Raw genomic sequence first — 20147 nt, forward strand, 5'->3', positions numbered from 1 at the left:
TGGAAACTCCGGTGTTTCAGAACCATAGCGACTATGGTGTCTGGATTTGCCAGCGGATTCCAGCCAAAAGCTTTTAACTCAGGGATTTAGGCGATGAAATGAAAGTGTGGTATCAGGATTTTCGGCCGCACGATTGCAAGCAGTCTCGCCCCGATCAAAGGATTTTCATCGATCGTGACGAGCCTGCTTGCTGTTGGAGAACTGTTTATTACCGTCCCGAAATGGCCCCGTCCACCAATGCCTGGGCCTCGACCACCAGCTGTTTCAGGTGCGCGTCGCCGATGAAGCTTTCGGCGTAGATCTTGTAGATGTCTTCGGTACCGGATGGACGTGCCGCGAACCAGCCGTTTTCGGTCATCACCTTCAAGCCGCCGATAGCCTGGTCGTTGCCTGGCGCATGGCTGAGGATGCTCTGGATCGCCTCCCCGGCCAGCTCGGTGGATTGGACCTGGTCCGGCGACAGCTTACTCAGGAGTGCTTTCTGTTGCGGGCTGGCCTTGGCGTCGACACGCACCGAGAACGGCTCGCCGAGCTCATCTGTCAGGGCACGGTAGGCCTGGCTTGGGTCACGACCGGTGCGAGCGGTCATTTCAGCCGCCAACAGCGCCGGGATCAGGCCATCCTTGTCGGTACTCCAGACGCCGCCGTCCTTGCGCAGGAACGAAGCACCTGCGCTCTCCTCGCCACCAAAACCCAGGGAACCATCGAACAGGCCATCGGCAAACCACTTGAAGCCCACCGGCACCTCATAGAGACGTCGCCCCAGGCGCTTGGCCACGCGATCGATCAGGCCGCTGCTGACCACGGTCTTGCCGATGGCGGCATCGGCCCGCCACTGCGGACGATTCTGGAACAGGTAATCGATGGACACCGCCAGGTAGTTGTTCGGCGCGAGCAGGCCGCCACTCGGCGTCACGATACCGTGGCGGTCGTGATCCGGGTCGCAGGCAAAAGCGACGTCGAAGCGTTCTTTAAGGCCAATCAGGCCTTGCATGGCATGGCTCGAAGAAGGGTCCATGCGGATTTGGCCATCCCAGTCGACCGTCATGAAGCGAAAGGTCGAATCCACGTGAGTATTGACCACATCAAGATCCAGCCGATAGTGCTCGGCAATGGCCGGCCAGTAGCGCACGCCCGCGCCACCCAGCGGGTCGACGCCCAGGCGCAACCCGGCACCACGGATGGCATCGAAATCGATGACGTTGACCAGGTCCGCCACGTAGGTATTGAGGAAATCGTGGCGGTGGGTGGTCTCTGCCTTGAGCGCCTGCTCATAGCTGATGCGCTTGACGCCAGCCAACTGATTAGCCAGCAGCTCATTGGCCTTGGCTTCGATCCATTTGGTGATGTGGGTATCTGCCGGACCGCCATTGGTGGGGTTGTATTTATAGCCGCCGCTTTGCGGCGGGTTGTGGGACGGCGTGATGACGATCCCGTCAGCCAGGCCGGTGGTACGGCCACGGTTGTAGCAAAGGATGGCGTGGGAAATCGCCGGCGTGGGCGTGTATTCGTCGCCTTCGGCGATCATGACGGTCACGCCGTTGGCGGCCAGCACTTCCAACGCGCTGGCGCCCGCCGGGGTCGACAGCGCATGGGTGTCGATACCGACGAACAACGGCCCGTTGATGCCCTGGGCTTCACGGTACAGGCAGATCGCCTGGCTGATGGCCAATACGTGCCATTCATTGAAGCCCAGATCGAAAGAGCTTCCGCGGTGGCCCGAAGTGCCAAAAGCCACGCGCTGGGTCGAAACCGAAGCATCGGGCCGGCCAGTGTAATAGGCCGTCACCAGTCGCGGGATATCGACCAACAACTCTGCCGGTGCCGGCTTGCCCGCAAATGGACTGACTGTCATGCAAAACCTCGGAATGGAGTGGCTCGAAAAATGAAAGCAGTTTACTGACAGTTCGACCATCAGGCGATGGGTTCGATCCATCGCCCTGCCATCATGATTGTTCGGCCCTCAACGCATCGGCCAGCGCGTGGAACGCTGCGTCTGGATCCTCGGTCCCGCTGACGACGTGGGCCAAACGCAGATGTTGGTCATAAAGTCCCTGCATGCTGAACAATTCCCCCGGCGCGATAACGATTCGCTGGGCAAGCAGGCGCTGGAAAACTCGCCGCAGATCAGCTTGGCGCGATGAGCGCACCCAGATCGTCGCGCCACCTTCAGGCTCCACCCATTGCAGGCAATCCCCTAGCCGTTCGCCCATCCACTGCGTTGTCGAAACGGCACTTTCACGCAGCAAGCGCCGCAGCACCTGTAAGTGCTGGTCGATCCGACCATTGCTATACAGGCGAGCAATCGCCTTCTGGCGAATCGGCGACAGACGAAACGCGCGTAACAGAAAGTGCCGCTGCAGCGACAGCGTCAGTTGCCGCGACAGCAGATAACCGTAGGGCGCTTCGGCACCGATGGTTTTTTCGAAAGTGGAGTAGACAATCAGCCGGTCCGGGTCAAGCAAATCTCGATAAGGCGTCCGGCCTGGCTCGAATATCAGGTCGGTATAGCTGTCGTTTTCCAGCACCCATGTGCCGTACAACTCCAGCAGCCGCGCCACCGCGTGGCGATTGCCTTCACTTGCCTGTTTACCCATGGGCATGCTCAGGACCGAGGACAGCACCACTAGCCTGACCGTTTCGCTCGCCAGTAATCGGGCCAGCTGATCGACATCGATTTCGCCCCCCTCCAGCAACGACAGCTCGATGACCTGGACATCGGTCGCTTGCAACAAGCGCAGGATCGTCCAGTCGCAGGGCGATTCGATCAACACCGTTGCGCCCCTGAGGGCCAGCACGGCAATCAGGATTTCCAGGACACCTCTCAGGTCGGCCCCGATATACACGTCGTCGGCGTTCCAGCATCTTGCCGGCGACGAGGTGTAGCGCGCCGCCAGCGCCATGCGCAGCTCCTGCTCGCCCCAAGGCTGCGAAGGCAGCTGCGAAGCGCGTGGATACTGGCGTAGCAACTCGCGCTCAAGCAACAGGAGCGGACTGTCCAGCGACTGCAAGGACGCCGGCTCATCGTCGCTCAGCGCTAACATGCCTGGCCGGCGTGCATTGACATACAAGGTTTCAAGCAAATCGTCGCCACCGCCCAGGGTGGCAACACAGGGCACCGGCAACGCGTAATAACCGGACTTGGCGATCGGGTACACACGCCCTTCCTTCTCCAGCAAGGAATAAGCGTACTGGATGGTTGAAATGGATACGTTCAAGCGCTCGGATAATTGCCGCAACGACGGCAGGCGCACCGGGGCGTCGGTACCCAGCTCATTGATCAGGCTCGTCAGGTATCGATAGACCGCCTGGTAAGCAAAATCGGTTTCACGGCCACCCTTCATGAAGTCGGGCCAACAGAATGAGCCATGACCGGACATGACCGGATGATGGAGCAGAAATCGTTCAAGCGGTGCTCCTCAACGCGATGCCGATCGTCCACACAGGCCGTCGCCCTCCAGCTCGTCGTCCTCCGTATCAACGCTTGCGTCAGCCGCTTGCAGGTCGGTCGTCAAGACGCTTTCCGGTTCCGCTGGACTAATACGCGTCCGGTACAACTTGCCTAGCATGAGAATGGGCAGGCCGCTGACATCGACCATCCATTGCGCTACCTGATCGGCTACGGCCCCGCCCCGCATGGCCTTGTGCAAATCTGGCATCGCCACCAGCATGCCGGGATGGCAACAACGCAGGAAATGCTCCAGGCCGGCGCCATTTTCCACGAAGGGCGCGAACAGCATGCAAACCAGTTGCGCCTCGTTGAGGCCCAGCGAGTTTTGTGCTTCGACAGCCGCCTGGGCGCGGCGCTCAGGAATGGCCGCCGGCGTGCCGAACAATTCCTGGACCTGCTGGCAGACGTGCATGGGCAGTCGCTTGCGATGCATGATCATGATGGTTCGCTGCACATAGTCGCTGTAGCCCGTTTCATAACTGCGCCCTTGCAGATAGCAAGCCTGCAAGCCATACAAGTGGGCGGATAGATACGGACTGAGGTACTCATGCTCAAGCGTTGGCACGATCAGTCCCTCGGAGCGCACCCCCAGGAACTCGCTGAACAACGGCCAGTTGTTTTCTTCCGACCGGTCGACAATCAGGTCCTCGATGCTGATATGTCCTATCCGCCGACGGGCCTCGAACTGCCCCTCGGGCTGCCACGGCCCCAGGCATTCCTGCCCGTAGAAACCCCGGAACATCTCGCCGTCCAGAGTATCGAGCTGAGTGAAGAGGCCGTCATAGCCACAACCGGCGTCAATGGCCCGGCCGATCTTGTGCATTGAGCGTTGGAGGCCCGTCATGAAGTGCTTTTGCTGGCGTGGCGTGTCACAGGTGACCCATGAGTCCACACCCGCCCCCCAGCGCGCCATGTGCCTGTAGAACTCCGCCATCGCCAGGTAGCCGTCGTCGCCCATGCCCAAGAGGCTGTCATTCGAACGCAGGTGCCCCAGGACCAGCATATCCAAGCGATTGGCCTCGTGCCCCGCCGCCGATAACGCTTTGTTGTGGTTGAACGGCACCACTTCACGATTGTCCGACATCAGCAGCTCCACACGCGGATCATCGTAGACAAACAGGGCGCTATAGCAGCGATGGATATTTTCCAGGCTGGCCTGCGTGGTCTCGCCCAGGCGAGGCGTGGCGACGCGCAGATCGAACGTCGTCGGATGCCGGCCAGCAATGCTCAACTGCGCGGCTCGCAAGGCCGTGAGAACGTAGAATCCTTCCCGGCTTCCGTTCTGGACGGTCAACACTCGGTATTCGCCTATGCGGTCGATGCCTCCGGCTGCGACGATCAGGCGCTGAATCAAAAGCTGCAATGCAGTCCGTTCCGCACGAGAATAAAAATCCAGCAAGCGCTGCAATACTTGCTGATATACGTAAGTCATCGCCTGCTCATGAATTGCACTCATAACCATTTACCTGGAAATTCGATTATCGGCGTCGCGCCCGCTTGATTTACACGACGTGTTGGTCTGGAGGATTGTTTTGCTATTGCCAAGAGTATTGGCGATAGGCTTGAATGCTGTCCTGCGTAATTATTTGATACATACGAGCAGCGCCACCCCTTCTCCGCCGCCGGCACCGGCAGAACCCCCGAAAACATGGGGCATCGCCAAACTTCCAAAGTGTCCTAGGAGATTTCTTACAACTTCCCACAGACAAGGGATACAACAAATAAGGAACATGCCGAGCGGTGACCTGCCTCCTGCTCCAGCCACTCTCCCCCTTTGCCGACGCACAGGCATGAAGGAAATAACAAGAAAGTCACTTTGAGGATGCGCAGAAGATTGGAAATCAGTGCAAAGTCTATATCGCGCCACGACTTCTTCCTTGAGTTGGAAACAAGCGCTCAATTATCAGGACTTAAATAATGATTAGAAGATACAGATTAACGGTAAAAACCAGTTCAGTTGCCGTTCTGGCGACGTGAGCCTTCAACGCGCCGTAGTGAAACGGCTATATGTCGCGCGTGCCAGGCGCAGGTGCGCACTTTCCGGCGGACACGATGGATTGCGAGCAAGGAAGACAATGGTCGGTACGACCAGAGACAGCGCAAGAGTCGAAGCCATGACTCTTGCGCAAGGGGGATAATCAGGCGGGGTCGACTACCTGAAGGGCAACACGTTCACGGCAAGGGCATTCGCCCATGTAACGGTGAGCCTCGACGAACTCGGAGAACGGAAACACCCGAGTCTTGAGCGGCAGCAACACGCGATCAGCAGTCAGCTGATTGATATCGCGCAACGCCCGCTGCAACGCCACCTGGTCCTGGACAATGCCCAGCTCCGGCTTACCGGTGAAATTGCCGATGCAGTGCACAAAGAACTGAATGTTCTTCTGGAACGCCGCGCAGGCTGGAAAGGGTGTCTGGTTACCGCCCTGCAGGCCATACAGCACCAGGCTGCCGCGGGGTGCCAGCACGTCGCCGAGAAGCGACATCTGCGGCCCGCCAAGACCATCGAATACGACATCGACGCCACGACTATCAGTGAGCTTGTTGATTTGCATCAGCAAGTCCTGTTCTTCGGTGACGATGACCTTTTCAGCGCCAAGCGACAGCAGATACTCACGTTCGTCGCAAGTCTTGGTCGCCGCAATCACCCGTACGCCCAAGGCCTTGCCCAGTTGCACAAAGGATGGGCCGGCGCAATGGCTGGCGTCGGTCACCAAGGCAAATTGCCCGGGTTTCACCCGCGCCAGATCCATATAGGCAAAGTAGGCGATCAGCAGCGGCGTGTAATGCACCGCGGCTTCGATCGGGCTGAGCACGTCGGGATAACGGGTCAACGCCGTACGGGGTAGGACGATGATTTCACCGTACACCGGGTAATCGTTCGGGCTCTCGGCGGGGAAGCTGGCGACCTTGTCGCCCACCGCCAGATCATCGACACCCTCGCCGACCGCAGTCACCACCCCGGCCATCTCATGACCCAGCCCGGAAGGCAGGCGGGCCTGGGACGACGCCAGGTTCTGGCGCCACAGGGTGTCATACCAACTGATGCCGATCGCTTCAACGCGGACCTGCACTTCTCCTGGCGCAGGAAGGGCCGCCGCATGCTCTTCGCATTTGAGCACCTCGGCACCACCAAACTTGTGAAAACGGATCGTGCGGGACATCGCAAACCTCGTCAAAGTTACCTCTAATGCCATGAACTCTATCCGGGCTTTGGACCCAAGACCATCAGTGGCCATTAATAGTCGACATGCCTGTCATTGATTCCGCCGTATGAAAACCGAACCAGTCCCATAAGACCTATCCTTAAAAACTGAAATTAGCCGATGCAGAGTACCAGCCTTTCCCCGTAAGATTCACGCCGGTCATTGTTCTCATATGGCCGCCCACGTCAAGCTTGCCGAATCTGCCAGGACCCCAGATGAATCGTAATGACCTGCGTCGTGTCGACCTGAACCTGTTGATCGTGTTTGAAACACTGATGCATGAACGCAGTGTGACCCGCGCCGCCGAGAAGCTGTTTCTCGGCCAGCCGGCCATCAGTGCTGCGCTGTCGCGCCTGCGCAGCCTGTTCGATGACCCGCTGTTCGTGCGCACCGGACGCAGCATGGAGCCCACGGCGCGGGCGATCGAGATCTTCGCCCTGCTCTCCCCGGCCCTGGATTCGATTTCCACGGCCGTCAGCCGGGCAGCGGAGTTCGACCCCGCCACCAGCACGTCGGTGTTTCGCATTGGCCTGTCGGACGACGCCGAGTTCGCCCTGCTGCCCATGCTGCTCAAGCGCCTGCGGGCCGAAGCACCGGGCATTGTGCTGGTGGTGCGGCGAGTCAACTACATCTTGATGCCAGGTCTGCTCGCCTCAGGTGAAATCTCCATTGGTGTCAGCTACACCGACGACCTCCCGGCGAACGCCAAGCGCAAGGTATTGCGCCGCAGCTTACCCAAAGTGCTGCGCGCCGACACCGCGCCGGGACGATTGACCCTGGACGAGTTCTGCGCCCGCCCCCACGCACTGGTTTCCTTTGCCGGCGACTTGAGCGGCTTCATCGACGAAGAGCTGGAAAAACTCGACCGCAAGCGCCATGTAGTGCTGGCCGTGCCGCAGTTCAACGGCTTGAGCACGTTGCTGGCGGGCACCGACATCGTGGCTACGGTGCCCGACTACACCGCCGAGGCGCTGACCGCCGCTGGCGGCGTGCGCGCCGAAGACCCGCCGATCCCGGTGCGCAGCTTTGAATTGCACATGGCCTGGCGCGGATCCCAGGACAACGACCCGGGTGAACGCTGGTTGAGATCGCGGATTCAGATGTTTTTCGGGGACCCCGATAGCCTGTAATGGAATTCCACTGAACTCCATAAGGAAATTTTATAACGGTAGGTTATGGCAAACTCAGCGATGCCTTGATCCGAATGACCGTCGGGAGCCGACAGCCTACTATCCGGAAACCTGCGGTTTACTTGCCCAGAATGTTCTTCAACGCAGCGGTGTGGCCGGCCGGGTCGTTTACGCTGGACATCACTTCGATGATGGTGACCTTCTGATCGTTCATCGTCATCAACGAGGCCATCAGTAGCTTCAGGCCGTTGAAATCGTCGGTGCCGTCCAGGCGGTACATCTTCAAGCCGTTCACCTGAATGGTCTTCTCGTTAGTCATGCGAAAGTTGGCTGACGCGGCCTGCTGCTTTTCCTTCAAGGTATCCACGGCAAGGCGAAACGCAGCGTCCGGAGTGGTGCCCGCAGTCGGCGCCGGACCTTCGGTAACGATGATGGCCCGCTCGCTTTCCGGATCGAAGTACATCGTACCGCCGTTCTCGCTGTTTAAGGTACGGGCCTCGACGCCTTTCAGCTCGAACTTCAGCTTGCCGCCTGCCAGGGACACCGATTGCGTGTCCGATACCTCCGTAGCGGTTTTTTCAGGCGCGGCAGCAATTGCCATGGTGGCCGCGCCGCTCAAGGCAGCAAGCACGCACAAGGAACGGGGCCAGCCCAACAGCAAATGCTTCGACATTGATAGCGCCTTTGTTTTCAGGCCGTCGAATACCGACGGCCTGTCGTGCGAACAGCCTAGCTTACTTGCCAAATGGCCACGAGAAGCGTAGGTCACGCGTTCACATTGACCACAGTGCGCCCCCGGACCTTTCCTTCCAGCACCTGACCGGCGACCGCTGGAACCTGTGCCAAACCCACCACCTGAGTGGTTCGGGCCAGCTTGCTCAAGTCGAGGTCCCGCGCCAGTCGTGCCCATGCCTGCAACCGGACGTCTTGCGGCGCATTGACGGAATCGATACCGGCCAGGGTCACGTTACGCAAGATGAAGGGCAATACCGATCCGGGCAGGTCCGCCCCCTGGGCCAGGCCGAAAGCAGCGACAACGCCACGGTATTGAGTCTGCGCCAAGGCGTTGGCCAAGGTATGGCTGCCGACCGAGTCGATGACGCCCGCCCAACGCTCCTTGGCAATGGGTGCGCCCGGCTCTGACAAGGTGTGGCGATCGATGACGTGTGTCGCCCCCAGGTCGCTCAGGTACGCGGCTTCCTCTTGACGTCCGGTCGAGGCCACCACGCGATAGCCAAGGCCCGAGAGCAGCGCGATGGCCACCGAGCCGGCGCCGCCGCTGGCGCCCGTGACCAGGATATCGCCGCGCTCCGGGGTCAATCCGCCATGCTCCAGCGCCAAGACGCTGAGCATCGCGGTATAACCTGCCGTGCCGATCGCCATCGCTTCCCGGGTCGAAAATACCTCGGGGACTTTGACCAGCCAATCGCCACTCACCCGTGCCTTCTGGGCAAAACCGCCGTGATGGGTCTGGCTCAGCCCCCAACCGTTGGCCAGCACCCGGTCGCCAGCCTGGAAACCGGCGTGGCTGGAGCTTTCGACGATGCCGGCGAAGTCGATGCCTGGAATCAATGGAAACTGGCGGATCACCGGCGTGCGGCCACTGAGGGCCATGGCGTCCTTGTAGTTCACGGTGGAATATTCGATCGCGACAGTGACGTCTCCGGGCATCAAGTCCTGGTCGTTGAAGTCGACAAGGCTGGTGGAGATCACATCGCCAGTTTTAATGGAAAGCAGCGCTTTGAAGGTCATTGTTGTTTTCCTGTCCATTTGTGCGAATTCGGGCCAGCGCGTAGGGTCCAGAGCGCTGGACAGCGTAGGCGATTCAGGCCAGTTGCATGGCTTTGCGAATGCCCGAGTCCAGCAGGCCTGCCGGAGCGAAGCGGCGCATGAATTGCAGCTGGGCGGCGGCCTTGCCAGCGGTATAGCGCAATTTCGGCCGATCGGCACGAGCAGCCTTGAGCACCACGTCGGCGACCACTTCGGGCCCCTCGGCAGACGCCATTGCCTGATTGACGACTTTGGTTACCTTTACCCGAATATCCTCATACAGGTCCAGCTTGGCGTCGGCCTGGAAGCTGTTGCTCTCGAATGCCGTTTTCGTATACCCGGGCTCGATGACCACAACCCGGATGCCATGTGTACGCAGTTCGTGATCCAGCGCCTGGGAGTAGCCATCCACCGCATGTTTACTGGCCACATAGAGCGCCACGTAAGGCACGGGGACGACGCCGAGTATCGAACCGATGTTGATGATTCGACCGACACCTTGGCCCCGCATATGAGGCACGACGGCGCGGGTCATTCGCACGACACCGAGGAAATTGGTATCGAAGAGTGCCTTGGCTTGCTCGATCGAGCTCTCTTCCGCTGCGGCCGGGGCGAGTCCGAAGCCCGCGTTGTTGATCAACAAATCGATGCGCCCCTCCAACCGCAACAGCTCTGCGACGGCGGCTTCGACGCTGGCATCGTCAGTCACGTCCAGGGCCAGCATCGCAAACGCCTGACCTTGCGCCCGAGTTCCTCGTCGACTGGTGCCATACACACGGTAGCCGGCGGCCACGAGTCTGTTGGCAACGGCTTCTCCGATGCCAGACGAAGCGCCAGTCACCAACGCTACGGGTTTAGGGGTTGTCATAGGAAATCCTCGGGCTGGGTCGGTCCCGGCATCGGAGCGTGTCGGGCGAGGCTATGATGATGATCATAATCTTCGCCGTCAATGACTTTGATTTCGATCGACATCTAACTGACAGCTCAAGTACTCGCGCTACCTTGCCGCCACCCCGTTGTCAGGCAGCTTTTACTGGTTCTTCCGGCTGTGATCCGCTGCGCTTACCGCTTGAATAACTCGGTGCACATGAAATCGATGAACACCCGCAACTTTGGCGCCAGATGCTTGCTGGAAGGCCAAAGCATGCGGAACGTGTTCTGGTGCTGATTGAAGTCATCCAGAACGGTGACCAATTCCCCAGCGGCGAGCGCATCGCGTACCGTGAAGTCCGGCACGCAGGCAATCCCCAATGCATCGCGTACAACGTGTAGCAACGCTTCGGTGGTGTTGCAGATCAGAGCTGCCGGGAGAGTGAGATCCGCCTCCCCTTCCCCGGCGACTGGCCAAACCTGCAATCTGCCGGAGCTCGGAAATCTGTACAGCAGGCAGACATGCTGCAACAAATCTGCCGGGACCTGCGGCCTGCCATGTTCCGCGAAGTACCGGGGTGAACCGACCACCAGCAGTTTAAACGTGCCCAACGGCCTGGACATCAGCCGGGAATCGTTCGGTTCGCCGGTACGAATAACCGCGTCAAAACCTTCCTCGACGATGTCTACCAATCGATCAGAAAAATCCAGGTCCAGCTCAATACTCGGATAGCGGCGCATAAAAGCAATCAGCGTCGGCATGACCAGCCCCGCCACCAAAGGCAGGCTCACTCGCAATCGGCCGCGCGGCGCTTTTCGGGTTTCGGACAACTCGAGTTCCGCCGCTTCGATTTCGCACAAGATGCGCCGGCAGCGCTCCAGGAAAAGCGCGCCCTCCGCCGTCAGCGTGATACTTCGCGTGCTGCGATGGAACAGACGCACGCCCAATCGTTGTTCCAGCCGAGCCACGCTTTTGCCCACCGCCGACGAGGAGACCCCGAGTACCCGGCCCGCCTCTGAAAAGCTTCGAGCCTCGGCGGCCCGAACAAAAAAATCTATCCCGCTTAACGATTCCATCGCAGATCCACCTGAGACAATTTGTCCGCTGTGTTCCGAACCTTAGCATTATTGTCTCCACTCTGAAGCGCATCTACCGTAGTCGCCAGATATTCCTTGTGGGACGGAATCATCCAGTCCATCAGCGGCTTACAGGAAGGTGAAACATGACGATTGCCAGTACCCGGATCGGCGCAGATCGAAACGACGGCGAAGATGCCGCACCACTCCCCCTCGGATCGCTGTTTGCCCTGGCACTGGCAGCGTTCGTCACTATCCTCACAGAAGCACTTCCCGCTGGCCTGCTGCCGCTGATCAGCGAAGGGCTGGCGGTCTCGCAAGCTTTCGCAGGCCAACTCGTTACTGTCTATGCCCTCGGTTCGTTGCTCGCCGCCATCCCGTTGACGGCGGCCACCCAAGGCATGCGCAGAAGACCCTTGTTGTTATTGGCCATCGCCGGCTTCGCCATCGCCAATACCGTCACGACACTGTCCACCAGCTATGGTCTGACGATCATCGCTCGGTTGCTCGGAGGTGTTTCAGCAGGGCTGCTTTGGGCATTGCTGGCCGGTTATGCCGCCCGCCTGGTGCCAGAACGCCAAAGAGGTCGGGCGATAGCCATTGCGATGGTTGGCGCGCCGTTGGCGCTGTCCCTGGGCGTGCCGGCTGGCACTCTGCTTGGCAATTTGATTGGCTGGCGGATGAGCTTCGCCGTCATGAGCGTGTTTGCGATTGCGTTGATGGTCTGGGTACGCCTGAAGGTGCCTGACTTCACTGGGCAACCCCGGGCGAAGCGGCTTGAATTAGGTCGGGTGTTTGCCCTGCCCGGTGTCCGCAGCGTGTTGTTCGTGGTGCTGACCTTCGTGTTGGCGCACAACATCCTATACACCTACATCGCTCCCTTCCTGGCAGCGTCCGGGTTGGCCGAGCGAACGGATCTTGTATTGCTGGTGTTTGGCGTCGCCTCGCTACTCGGCATCTGGATCGTCGGCGCATGGATTGATCGACACCTTCGGGCCCTGACGCTCGCCAGCACAGTCCTGTTTGCAATCGCCGCGTTGGTGCTAGGGATGATGAGAGACATGCCGGTCGCTATCTCCGTCGCGATGGCCGCGTGGGGGATCGCTTTCGGTGGGGCCGGGACGCTGTTCCAGACAGCCATTGTCAAGACGGCGGCACAAGCGGCGGATCTCGCCCAGTCCATGCTGGTCACCGCATGGAACGTTGCGATTGCCGGCGGTGGGATCATCGGAGGCGCCTTGTTGAATCATCTGGGGGTCGTTGCGTTTGCGCCTGCGCTGACGGTTCTGCTGTTCTTGGCACTGGCGGTGGCGTGGTCGTCGCGACATGGCTTTGCGGCACACGCCGGGCGTGAGGCCGCTGCCGCTGCGGGAACCTGATATCCGCCCAAGGCAAAGCCTGCAAATCGCGACTCAGCCTCCCCTCGTCAAAGGCAGGCTGAGCGATTGATCAAGCAACCAGACATCAAATCCCAGGCACCCGGGTTTTTATCGTCGGGATGATCTATACCTTCAGGAGCACGCAATCAGGCCGGATGACAAACGCTGACATGTCCAGACAAGAACGCGCCGTGTATGCAAGCGCGTCCCCATGACACAGCGGCCTGCAAGACGATGTGTGACTGGCGCCCGGCATGCGTAGAATGGCGCCCCGCCCTTTCAATGCCTGAAGTATCGATCATGAGCCGGATCAACCGCGTATTGAATGGCCGTACCCAAGCATTGTGCCTGCTCTGCCTGTTGCTGCTGGCAGTCGATCACGCCCGCAGCGAGTCCCAAGTGATTGAACTGCACATCCTCGACGCGCCCCCACTGACCTTCGTCGACGACCCCAGGGGGTACGGGATTGTCGGCGACGTCGCGGTGCAAGCCATGACCCGTGCCGGGTACACCGCGAAGATCCATCTGCTTCCCTGGGCCAGGGCACAGAAACACGTCAGCGAAGAACGCGATTACTTGATAACACCTCTGTCACGTATCCCGGGCCGAGAAGATCGCTTCACCTGGATTGCCCGGATCATGCCCATGGAGCGAGCCTTCTTCAGCCTCGACCGGCAGGTGAACAGCTTCGCCCAAGCGAAAGCAACCTTCCGCAAGATAGGCGTCGGCCTGGGCAGCGCGCAGGAGGAGATCCTGCGCACAGAGGGCTTCCGGGACGACCAGATCTATCCCCTGGCCATCGGCGACAACCCCGCCCAGATGCTGCTGATGGGTCGTATCGATGCCTGGTTCAATGGGGTGCCGGAGAGTCGCTACATCTGGCCGAAAATGTCCAAGCGCAAACTGCTGATGAGTTCGGTCGGCAGCAGCGCCGACCTTTACCTGGCATGCTCCCGACGATGCTCGGCCAAGATTGTCGAGGACTTGCGTGGGGCGGTGGAGGCGTTGCGCAAGGAGGGTGAGATCAAGCGTATTCATGAGCTTTATCTGCCGTGACGCGCCGGATCGGTAAACATCGATACAATTGATAGCCAACTAACGAAAGCCCTGTTCCAGAGGGCTCATCGATGGCTTATATCATTCCGAATGATAGTTACCTTTGCTTCATTCGATTCGTTCCTCTGCGCCTCGCCACGCATCATCCGCCCATCTCAATACACTTGGCGGATGCTATCCATGGAACATTCACTTTCTAAACTGCGTTTTCCCCTCGCACTGTTGGCAGTGCTGGTGATCAGCGCTTGCGGCAAGACTCCCGATACGGCAGCTTCCATGCCGGCGGCCAAAGTCAGCGTGGCCAAGGTGCTGGAGCAGCCCGTCAACGAATGGGATGAATTCACCGGACGCCTCGAAGCGCCGGAAACCGTCGAGATTCGTCCACGTGTCTCGGGGCAGATCGATGAAGTGGCCTTCACCGAAGGCGCGCTGGTCAAGAAAGGCGACCTGCTGTTCCAGATCGACCCGCGCCCTTTCCAATCTGAAGTACGTCGCCTCGAAGCCCAACTGGCTCAGGCCCGCGCCACCGCCACCCGCAGCGAGAATGAAGCCCAGCGTGGCGAACGCCTGCGCTTGAGCAATGCCATCTCCGCCGAGCTCGCGGATTCGCGCACCAGCGCCGCCCAGGAAGCCCGTGCCGCCGCAGCAGCCATCCAGGCGCAGTTGGACCTGGCGAAACTGAACCTGAGCTTCACCCGCGTCACCTCGCCCATTAGTGGCCGCGTCAGCCGTGCGGAGATCACCGCTGGCAACCTGGTGACCGCCGACGTCACGCCGCTGACCAGCGTCGTTTCCACCGACAAGGTCTACGCCTATTTCGATGCCGACGAGCGCGTCTTCCTCAAGTACACCCAACTTGCCCGCCAGGGCCAGCGCGGCCAGGCCACGCCGGTCTACATGGGCCTGTCCAACGAAGACGGCAACCCGCACCAAGGCCAGATGAACTTCGTCGATAACCAGGTCAACCCGCAGACCGGCACCATCCGTGGTCGCGCGGTATTCGACAACAAAGACGGCGCCTTCACCCCGGGCCTCTACACCCGCCTGAAACTGGTGGGCAGCGGCACCTACTCCGCCGTGCTGATCAACGACGAAGCCGTGGGCACCGACCTGGGCAAAAAATTCGTACTGGTGATGGACGCCGAGAACAAGCCTGCGTACCGCGCCGTCGAGCTGGGTCCGAAGATCGAAGGCCTGCGCATCGTGCGCAACGGCTTGAGCAAGGACGACACCATCATCGTCAAGGGCCTGCAACGCGCCCGTCCGGGTTCGCCGGTTACGCCTGAAACGGTGCCGATGGCCAGCGAAGCCACCCTCGCCGCCCTGGCACAACAACGCAAAGCGCTCGAAGCCAGCAACTTGCCTCAGGTCGCGCCCGCCAAGGCGCCGTCCGGATCGGCAGGCAAACTGGCCTCTGCGTCCCCACGCGGTTAAGGGACTGAACTCAAGATGAAATTTTCCCAGTTCTTCATTTCACGGCCAATCTTTGCAGCGGTGCTCTCGCTGCTGATCCTGATCGCGGGCGCCATCTCGCTGTTCCAGCTACCGATCAGCGAATACCCGGAAGTCGTGCCACCGACCGTGGTCGTGCGCGCCAACTTCCCGGGCGCCAACCCCAAGGTGATCGGCGAAACCGTTGCCGCGCCCTTGGAGCAAGCCATCACCGGTGTCGAGAACATGCTGTACATGTCCTCGCAGTCCACCGCCGACGGCAAGATCACGCTGACCATCACCTTTGCCTTGGGCACCGACCTGGACAACGCCCAGGTGCAGGTGCAGAACCGCGTCACCCGTACCGAGCCCAAGTTGCCGGAGGAAGTGACCCGCATCGGTATCACCGTGGACAAGGCCTCGCCCGACCTGACGATGGTCGTGCACTTGACCTCGCCGGACCAACGCTACGACATGCTCTACCTGTCCAACTACGCCTTGCTCAACATCAAGGATGAGCTGGCGCGCCTGGGCGGCGTGGGTGATGTGCAACTGTTCGGCATGGGTGATTACTCCCTGCGGGTCTGGCTCGATCCGAACAAGACCGCTTCGCGCAACCTGACCGCCACTGACGTGGTCACGGCGATCCGTGAACAGAACCGCCAGGTCGCTGCCGGTGCCCTGGGGGCGCCACCAGCGCCTAACGCCACGGCGTTCCAACTGTCGGTCAACACCCAGGGTCGCCTGGTGAACGAAGAAGAGTTCGAGAACATCATCATTCGTTCCGGCGCCAACGGTGAAATCACTCGCTTGAAAGACATCGCCCGGGTCGAACTGGGCTCCAGTCAATACGCCCTGCGTTCACTGCTGGACAATCAGCCAGCGGTAGCAATCCCGATCTTCCAGCGCCCAGGTTCCAACGCCATCCAGATCTCCAACGATGTGCGCGAGAAAATGGACGAGTTGAAGAAAGGCTTCCCGGCCGGCATGGACTACAGCATCGTCTATGACCCGACGATCTTCGTGCGCGGCTCCATCGAAGCGGTGGTCCACACCCTGTTCGAAGCGCTGATTCTCGTGGTGCTGGTCGTCATCCTGTTCCTACAGACCTGGCGTGCGTCGATCATTCCATTAGTGGCGGTACCGGTATCGCTGATCGGTACGTTCGCCGTCATGCACCTGTTCGGTTTCTCGCTCAATGCGCTTTCGCTGTTCGGATTGGTACTGGCTATCGGTATCGTCGTGGACGACGCCATCGTGGTGGTGGAAAACGTCGAACGGAACATCGGCCTCGGGCTTACGCCGGTGGAAGCCACCAAGCGCGCCATGGGTGAAGTGACCGGGCCGATCATCGCCACGGCACTGGTGCTGTGCGCGGTGTTCGTGCCAGCGGCCTTCATCAGTGGCTTGACCGGACAGTTCTATAAGCAGTTCGCCTTGACCATCGCCATTTCGACGGTGATCTCGGCCTTCAACTCGCTGACCCTGTCGCCAGCCCTGGCAGCGGTATTGCTCAAGAGTCATGACGCGCCCAAGGACCGTTTTTCGCGAGCGCTGGACAAAATCTTCGGTGGCTGGCTGTTCCGTCCGTTCAACCGTTTCTTCGACCGCGCCAGCCACAGCTACGTGGGGACTGTCGGCCGCGTGATCCGCAGCAGCGGCATCGCCCTGGTCCTTTATGCGGGCCTGATGGTGCTGACCTTCTTCGGCTTCTCGAGCACGCCGACCGGTTTCGTGCCTGGCCAGGACAAGCAATACCTGGTGGCGTTCGCCCAGTTGCCGGACGCTGCGAGCCTGGACCGCACCGAAGACGTGATCAAACGCATGTCCGACATGGCCCTCAAACAGCCAGGCGTTGAAAGCGCGGTGGCCTTCCCGGGCCTGTCGATCAACGGTTTCACCAACAGCCCGAACTCCGGCATCGTGTTCGTCACCCTCAAGCCTTTTAACGAGCGCAAGGACCCGAGCATGTCGGCCGGTGCGATCGCCGGTGCGTTGAACGGCCAGTACTCGGAAATCCAGGAAGCCTACATGGCGATCTTCCCGCCGCCGCCGGTACAGGGCCTGGGCACCATCGGTGGTTTCCGCCTGCAAATCGAAGACCGGGGCAACCTGGGCTACGACGAGCTGTACAAGGAAACCATGAACATCATCACCAAGAGCCACAACGTGCCGGAACTGGCCGGGCTATTCACCAGCTACACCGTGAACGTGCCCCAGGTCGATGCCGCCATCGACCGTGAAAAAGCCAAGACCCATGGCGTGGCCGTCAGCGACATCTTCGACACCCTGCAGATCTACCTGGGTTCGCTGTATGCCAACGACTTCAACCGCTTCGGTCGTACCTACCAGGTCAACGTCCAGGCCGAGCAGCAGTTCCGCCTCGAGTCGGACCAGATCGGCCAGCTCAAGGTGCGCAACAACCGTGGCGAGATGATCCCGCTGGCGACCTTTATCAAGGTCAGCGACACCTCGGGACCGGACCGCGTAATGCACTACAACGGCTTTATCACCGCTGAAATCAACGGTGCCGCCGCACCGGGTTACAGCTCCGGCCAGGCTGAAAAAGCCATCGAGAAACTGCTCAAGGACGAACTGCCCAACGGCATGACCTACGAGTGGACCGACCTGACGTACCAGCAGATCCTCTCGGGCAACACCGCGCTGTTCGTGTTCCCGCTCTGCGTCCTGCTGGCGTTCCTGGTACTCGCGGCACAGTACGAAAGCTGGAGCCTGCCGTTGGCGGTCATCCTGATCGTACCGATGACCCTGCTGTCGGCCATCACCGGTGTGATTCTGTCGGGCGGTGACAACAACATCTTCACCCAGATCGGCTTGATCGTACTGGTGGGGCTTGCCTGTAAGAACGCGATCCTGATCGTCGAGTTCGCCAAGGATAAACAGCTCGAAGGCATGACCCCGCTGGCCGCCGTGCTCGAAGCCTGCCGCCTGCGTCTGCGGCCGATCCTGATGACCTCGTTCGCCTTCATCATGGGCGTGGTGCCCCTGGTGTTCTCCAGCGGCGCGGGTGCGGAAATGCGCCACGCCATGGGTGTCGCGGTGTTCTCGGGCATGCTCGGCGTGACCTTCTTTGGCCTGCTGCTGACCCCGGTGTTCTACGTATTGATCCGTAACTTCGTCGAGCGCAGCGAGGCCCGCAAAGCGGCCCGGGCCTTGAAACTGGAGGCGCAACAATGAGTTTGAAAGTGTTCATGCCGAGCTTGCTGGTTCTGGCACTGAGTGCCTGCGCCGTGGGCCCGGACTACCAGACACCGCAAACGGAGGCGGCAAATATCACCACCGCCACCGACGGCGCCGCCGGCCAGAAGAACTTCGATCGCGCGCGCTTCGAAGGCATCTGGTGGCAGCAGTTCGACGACCCGACCCTTAACGCGTTGGTGACCCGCTCCCTGGAAGGCAACCGTGAGTTGCGCGTGGCCTTCGCCCGTCTGCGGGCCGCCCGTGCGATTCGCGATGACGCCAGCAATGACGCCATGCCGACCATCACCAGCCGTGCCAGCAGCGAGTTGGGCAAGGGGCAGAACCCGATGGGCCAGACCGATGATCGGGTCAATAGCGAGCGCTACGACCTGGGCCTGGATATGGCCTGGGAGCTGGACCTGTTCGGTCGCATCCGGCGTAACCTGGAGGCCACCGACGCCGACCAGCAGGCCACCGAAGCCGACCTCTACCAGTTGCAGGTGACGATGATCGCCGAACTGGTGGATGCCTACGGCCAACTGCGCGGCGCCCAGCTTCGGGAGAAGATTGCCCTGGCGAACCTGGACAACCAACAGGCGTCACGCAAGATCACCGAAAGCCTGCGCGATGCCGGCGTCGGCGATCAGCTCGACGTGGTCCGTGCCGATGCTCGGCTGGCCGCAGTGGAAGCCAGCGTGCCACAACTGCAAGCCGAACAGGCCCGCCAGCGCAACCGCATTGCGACGTTGCTGGGCGAGCGCCCGGACAAGCTGAGCGTGGACCTTAGCCCCAAGCAGTTGCCGGCCATTGCCAAGGCCCTGCCGATTGGCGATCCCGGTCAACTGCTGCAACGCCGCCCAGACGTGCTCAGCGCCGAGCGTCAGCTGGCAGCCGCAACGGCACGCATCGGCGTGGCCAAGGCCGACCTGTTCCCACGGGTCAGCCTCAGCGGCTTCCTCGGCTTTACCGCTGGACGCGGTTCGCAGATCGGCTCCTCGGCGGCCAATGCCTGGGCGCTGGGTCCGAGCATTACCTGGGCAGCCTTCGACTTGGGCAGCGTGCGGGCGCGCTTGCGCGGTGCCAGCGCCGAGGCGGATGGCGCCCTGGCGAACTACGAGCAACAAGTGCTGCTGGCCCTGGAAGAGTCGGAAAATGCTTTCAGCGACTACGGCAAGCGCCAGCAACGGCTGATCTCGCTGATCCGCCAGAGCGAATCGAGCCGCGCGGCCGCCAACCTCGCCGAAATCCGCTACCGCGAAGGCACAGAGGACTTCCTCGTGCTCCTCGACGCCCAGCGTGAACGCCTGGCCGCCGAAGATAGCCAGGCCCAGGCCGAAGTCGACCTGTACCGCGGCATCGTCGCGATCTACAAGGCCCTCGGCGGCGGTTGGCAACCGGAAACCGTCGCCAGCAACTGACCCCTTCCCCACCGAGCTCCTTTGGTTGGCCGCAACCAGCCAAATTTTTGCCCCGCGTCTCATTTGGACGCGGGGCTTTTTTTGGTCGATCGCCCATACGTTTCGTACGCGGATAGCCACAAGGTTTGACTCAGGTCGCGGCCTGACCGAAGCTTGCG

General features: G+C 60.7%; 14 protein-coding genes. 6 read left to right on the forward strand and 8 right to left on the reverse strand.

Annotated elements, in window-relative coordinates; translation table 11 throughout:
- Positions 1-208: 208 nt before the first annotated feature.
- The 4 genes from pgm to J3P95_RS13250 all read right to left on the reverse strand — a co-directional run bounded on the left by pgm (position 209) and on the right by J3P95_RS13250 (position 6615).
- On the reverse strand, positions 209-1855 hold the full coding sequence (gene pgm, locus J3P95_RS13235) for a phosphoglucomutase (alpha-D-glucose-1,6-bisphosphate-dependent) (RefSeq protein ID WP_434581039.1): 1647 nt from the start codon (positions 1853-1855) through the stop codon (positions 209-211).
- 91 nt (positions 1856-1946) lie between these two features.
- Positions 1947-3344 (reverse strand): PLP-dependent aminotransferase family protein, encoded by a 1398-nt coding sequence (locus J3P95_RS13240; protein WP_434557292.1) that lies wholly within the window; start codon positions 3342-3344, stop codon positions 1947-1949.
- A gap of 75 nt (positions 3345-3419) precedes the next feature.
- Complete coding sequence (locus J3P95_RS13245) at positions 3420-4907, reverse strand: hypothetical protein (RefSeq protein ID WP_434581037.1); 1488 nt, start codon at positions 4905-4907, stop codon at positions 3420-3422.
- 682 nt (positions 4908-5589) lie between these two features.
- Entirely contained in the window at positions 5590-6615 is a 1026-nt protein-coding gene (locus J3P95_RS13250) for a zinc-dependent alcohol dehydrogenase family protein (RefSeq protein ID WP_434557294.1), read from the reverse strand.
- 257 nt (positions 6616-6872) lie between these two features.
- Between J3P95_RS13250 and J3P95_RS13255 the strand changes: the two genes are divergently transcribed.
- Positions 6873-7787 carry a LysR family transcriptional regulator gene (locus J3P95_RS13255; protein WP_434557295.1) on the forward strand — a complete coding sequence of 305 codons (915 nt, stop codon included), beginning with the start codon at positions 6873-6875 and terminating at the stop codon, positions 7785-7787.
- A gap of 118 nt (positions 7788-7905) precedes the next feature.
- On the opposite strand, the gene J3P95_RS13260 is transcribed toward J3P95_RS13255, so the two are convergent.
- The 4 genes from J3P95_RS13260 to J3P95_RS13275 all read right to left on the reverse strand — a co-directional run bounded on the left by J3P95_RS13260 (position 7906) and on the right by J3P95_RS13275 (position 11504).
- Positions 7906-8460 carry a hypothetical protein gene (locus tag J3P95_RS13260; protein WP_434581034.1) on the reverse strand — a complete coding sequence of 185 codons (555 nt, stop codon included), beginning with the start codon at positions 8458-8460 and terminating at the stop codon, positions 7906-7908.
- Positions 8461-8552: 92 nt separating this feature from the next.
- Positions 8553-9539: an acrylyl-CoA reductase (NADPH) gene (gene acuI / locus J3P95_RS13265; RefSeq protein ID WP_434581032.1), complete on the reverse strand. Its 987-nt coding sequence runs from the start codon at positions 9537-9539 to the stop codon at positions 8553-8555.
- Between the two features lie 73 nt (positions 9540-9612).
- Complete coding sequence (locus tag J3P95_RS13270) at positions 9613-10425, reverse strand: oxidoreductase (RefSeq protein ID WP_434557298.1); 813 nt, start codon at positions 10423-10425, stop codon at positions 9613-9615.
- A gap of 194 nt (positions 10426-10619) precedes the next feature.
- Entirely contained in the window at positions 10620-11504 is an 885-nt protein-coding gene (locus tag J3P95_RS13275) for a LysR family transcriptional regulator (protein ID WP_434581030.1), read from the reverse strand.
- Between the two features lie 146 nt (positions 11505-11650).
- Between J3P95_RS13275 and J3P95_RS13280 the strand changes: the two genes are divergently transcribed.
- The 5 genes from J3P95_RS13280 to J3P95_RS13300 all read left to right on the forward strand — a co-directional run bounded on the left by J3P95_RS13280 (position 11651) and on the right by J3P95_RS13300 (position 19989).
- A complete protein-coding gene (locus J3P95_RS13280; protein WP_434581028.1) occupies positions 11651-12883 on the forward strand; it encodes an MFS transporter in 1233 nt (410 codons plus the stop codon).
- Between the two features lie 300 nt (positions 12884-13183).
- Positions 13184-13939 carry a substrate-binding periplasmic protein gene (locus J3P95_RS13285; protein WP_434581027.1) on the forward strand — a complete coding sequence of 252 codons (756 nt, stop codon included), beginning with the start codon at positions 13184-13186 and terminating at the stop codon, positions 13937-13939.
- A gap of 180 nt (positions 13940-14119) precedes the next feature.
- Positions 14120-15373, forward strand: coding sequence for a multidrug efflux RND transporter periplasmic adaptor subunit MexE (mexE, locus tag J3P95_RS13290; protein WP_434557302.1), 1254 nt, complete (start codon positions 14120-14122; stop codon positions 15371-15373).
- 15 nt (positions 15374-15388) lie between these two features.
- On the forward strand, positions 15389-18568 hold the full coding sequence (locus J3P95_RS13295; protein ID WP_434557303.1) for an efflux RND transporter permease subunit: 3180 nt from the start codon (positions 15389-15391) through the stop codon (positions 18566-18568).
- Positions 18565-19989, forward strand: a complete 1425-nt coding sequence (locus tag J3P95_RS13300; protein WP_434557304.1) for an efflux transporter outer membrane subunit — start codon at positions 18565-18567, stop codon at positions 19987-19989. Before J3P95_RS13295 ends, J3P95_RS13300 begins: the two co-directional genes overlap by 4 nt.
- The last annotated feature ends 158 nt before the right edge of the window (positions 19990-20147 follow it).

Origin of the sequence: Pseudomonas sp. Z5-35 (assembly GCF_051131945.1) — a bacterium.
Taxonomy (GTDB): domain Bacteria; phylum Pseudomonadota; class Gammaproteobacteria; order Pseudomonadales; family Pseudomonadaceae; genus Aquipseudomonas; species Aquipseudomonas marvdashtae.

Excerpts from the sequence above, each read along its gene's own strand:
- pgm (WP_434581039.1), bottom strand. The coding sequence starts at position 1,855 with ATGACAGTCAGTCCATTTGCGGGCAAGCCGGCACCGGCAGAGTTGTTG.
- J3P95_RS13240 (WP_434557292.1), bottom strand. The coding sequence starts at position 3,344 with ATGAAGGGTGGCCGTGAAACCGATTTTGCTTACCAGGCGGTCTATCGA.
- J3P95_RS13245 (WP_434581037.1), bottom strand. The coding sequence starts at position 4,907 with ATGAGTGCAATTCATGAGCAGGCGATGACTTACGTATATCAGCAAGTA.
- J3P95_RS13250 (WP_434557294.1), bottom strand. The coding sequence starts at position 6,615 with ATGTCCCGCACGATCCGTTTTCACAAGTTTGGTGGTGCCGAGGTGCTC.
- J3P95_RS13255 (WP_434557295.1), top strand. The coding sequence starts at position 6,873 with ATGAATCGTAATGACCTGCGTCGTGTCGACCTGAACCTGTTGATCGTG.
- J3P95_RS13260 (WP_434581034.1), bottom strand. The coding sequence starts at position 8,460 with ATGTCGAAGCATTTGCTGTTGGGCTGGCCCCGTTCCTTGTGCGTGCTT.
- acuI (WP_434581032.1), bottom strand. The coding sequence starts at position 9,539 with ATGACCTTCAAAGCGCTGCTTTCCATTAAAACTGGCGATGTGATCTCC.
- J3P95_RS13270 (WP_434557298.1), bottom strand. The coding sequence starts at position 10,425 with ATGACAACCCCTAAACCCGTAGCGTTGGTGACTGGCGCTTCGTCTGGC.
- J3P95_RS13275 (WP_434581030.1), bottom strand. The coding sequence starts at position 11,504 with ATGGAATCGTTAAGCGGGATAGATTTTTTTGTTCGGGCCGCCGAGGCT.
- J3P95_RS13280 (WP_434581028.1), top strand. The coding sequence starts at position 11,651 with ATGACGATTGCCAGTACCCGGATCGGCGCAGATCGAAACGACGGCGAA.
- J3P95_RS13285 (WP_434581027.1), top strand. The coding sequence starts at position 13,184 with ATGAGCCGGATCAACCGCGTATTGAATGGCCGTACCCAAGCATTGTGC.
- mexE (WP_434557302.1), top strand. The coding sequence starts at position 14,120 with ATGGAACATTCACTTTCTAAACTGCGTTTTCCCCTCGCACTGTTGGCA.
- J3P95_RS13295 (WP_434557303.1), top strand. The coding sequence starts at position 15,389 with ATGAAATTTTCCCAGTTCTTCATTTCACGGCCAATCTTTGCAGCGGTG.
- J3P95_RS13300 (WP_434557304.1), top strand. The coding sequence starts at position 18,565 with ATGAGTTTGAAAGTGTTCATGCCGAGCTTGCTGGTTCTGGCACTGAGT.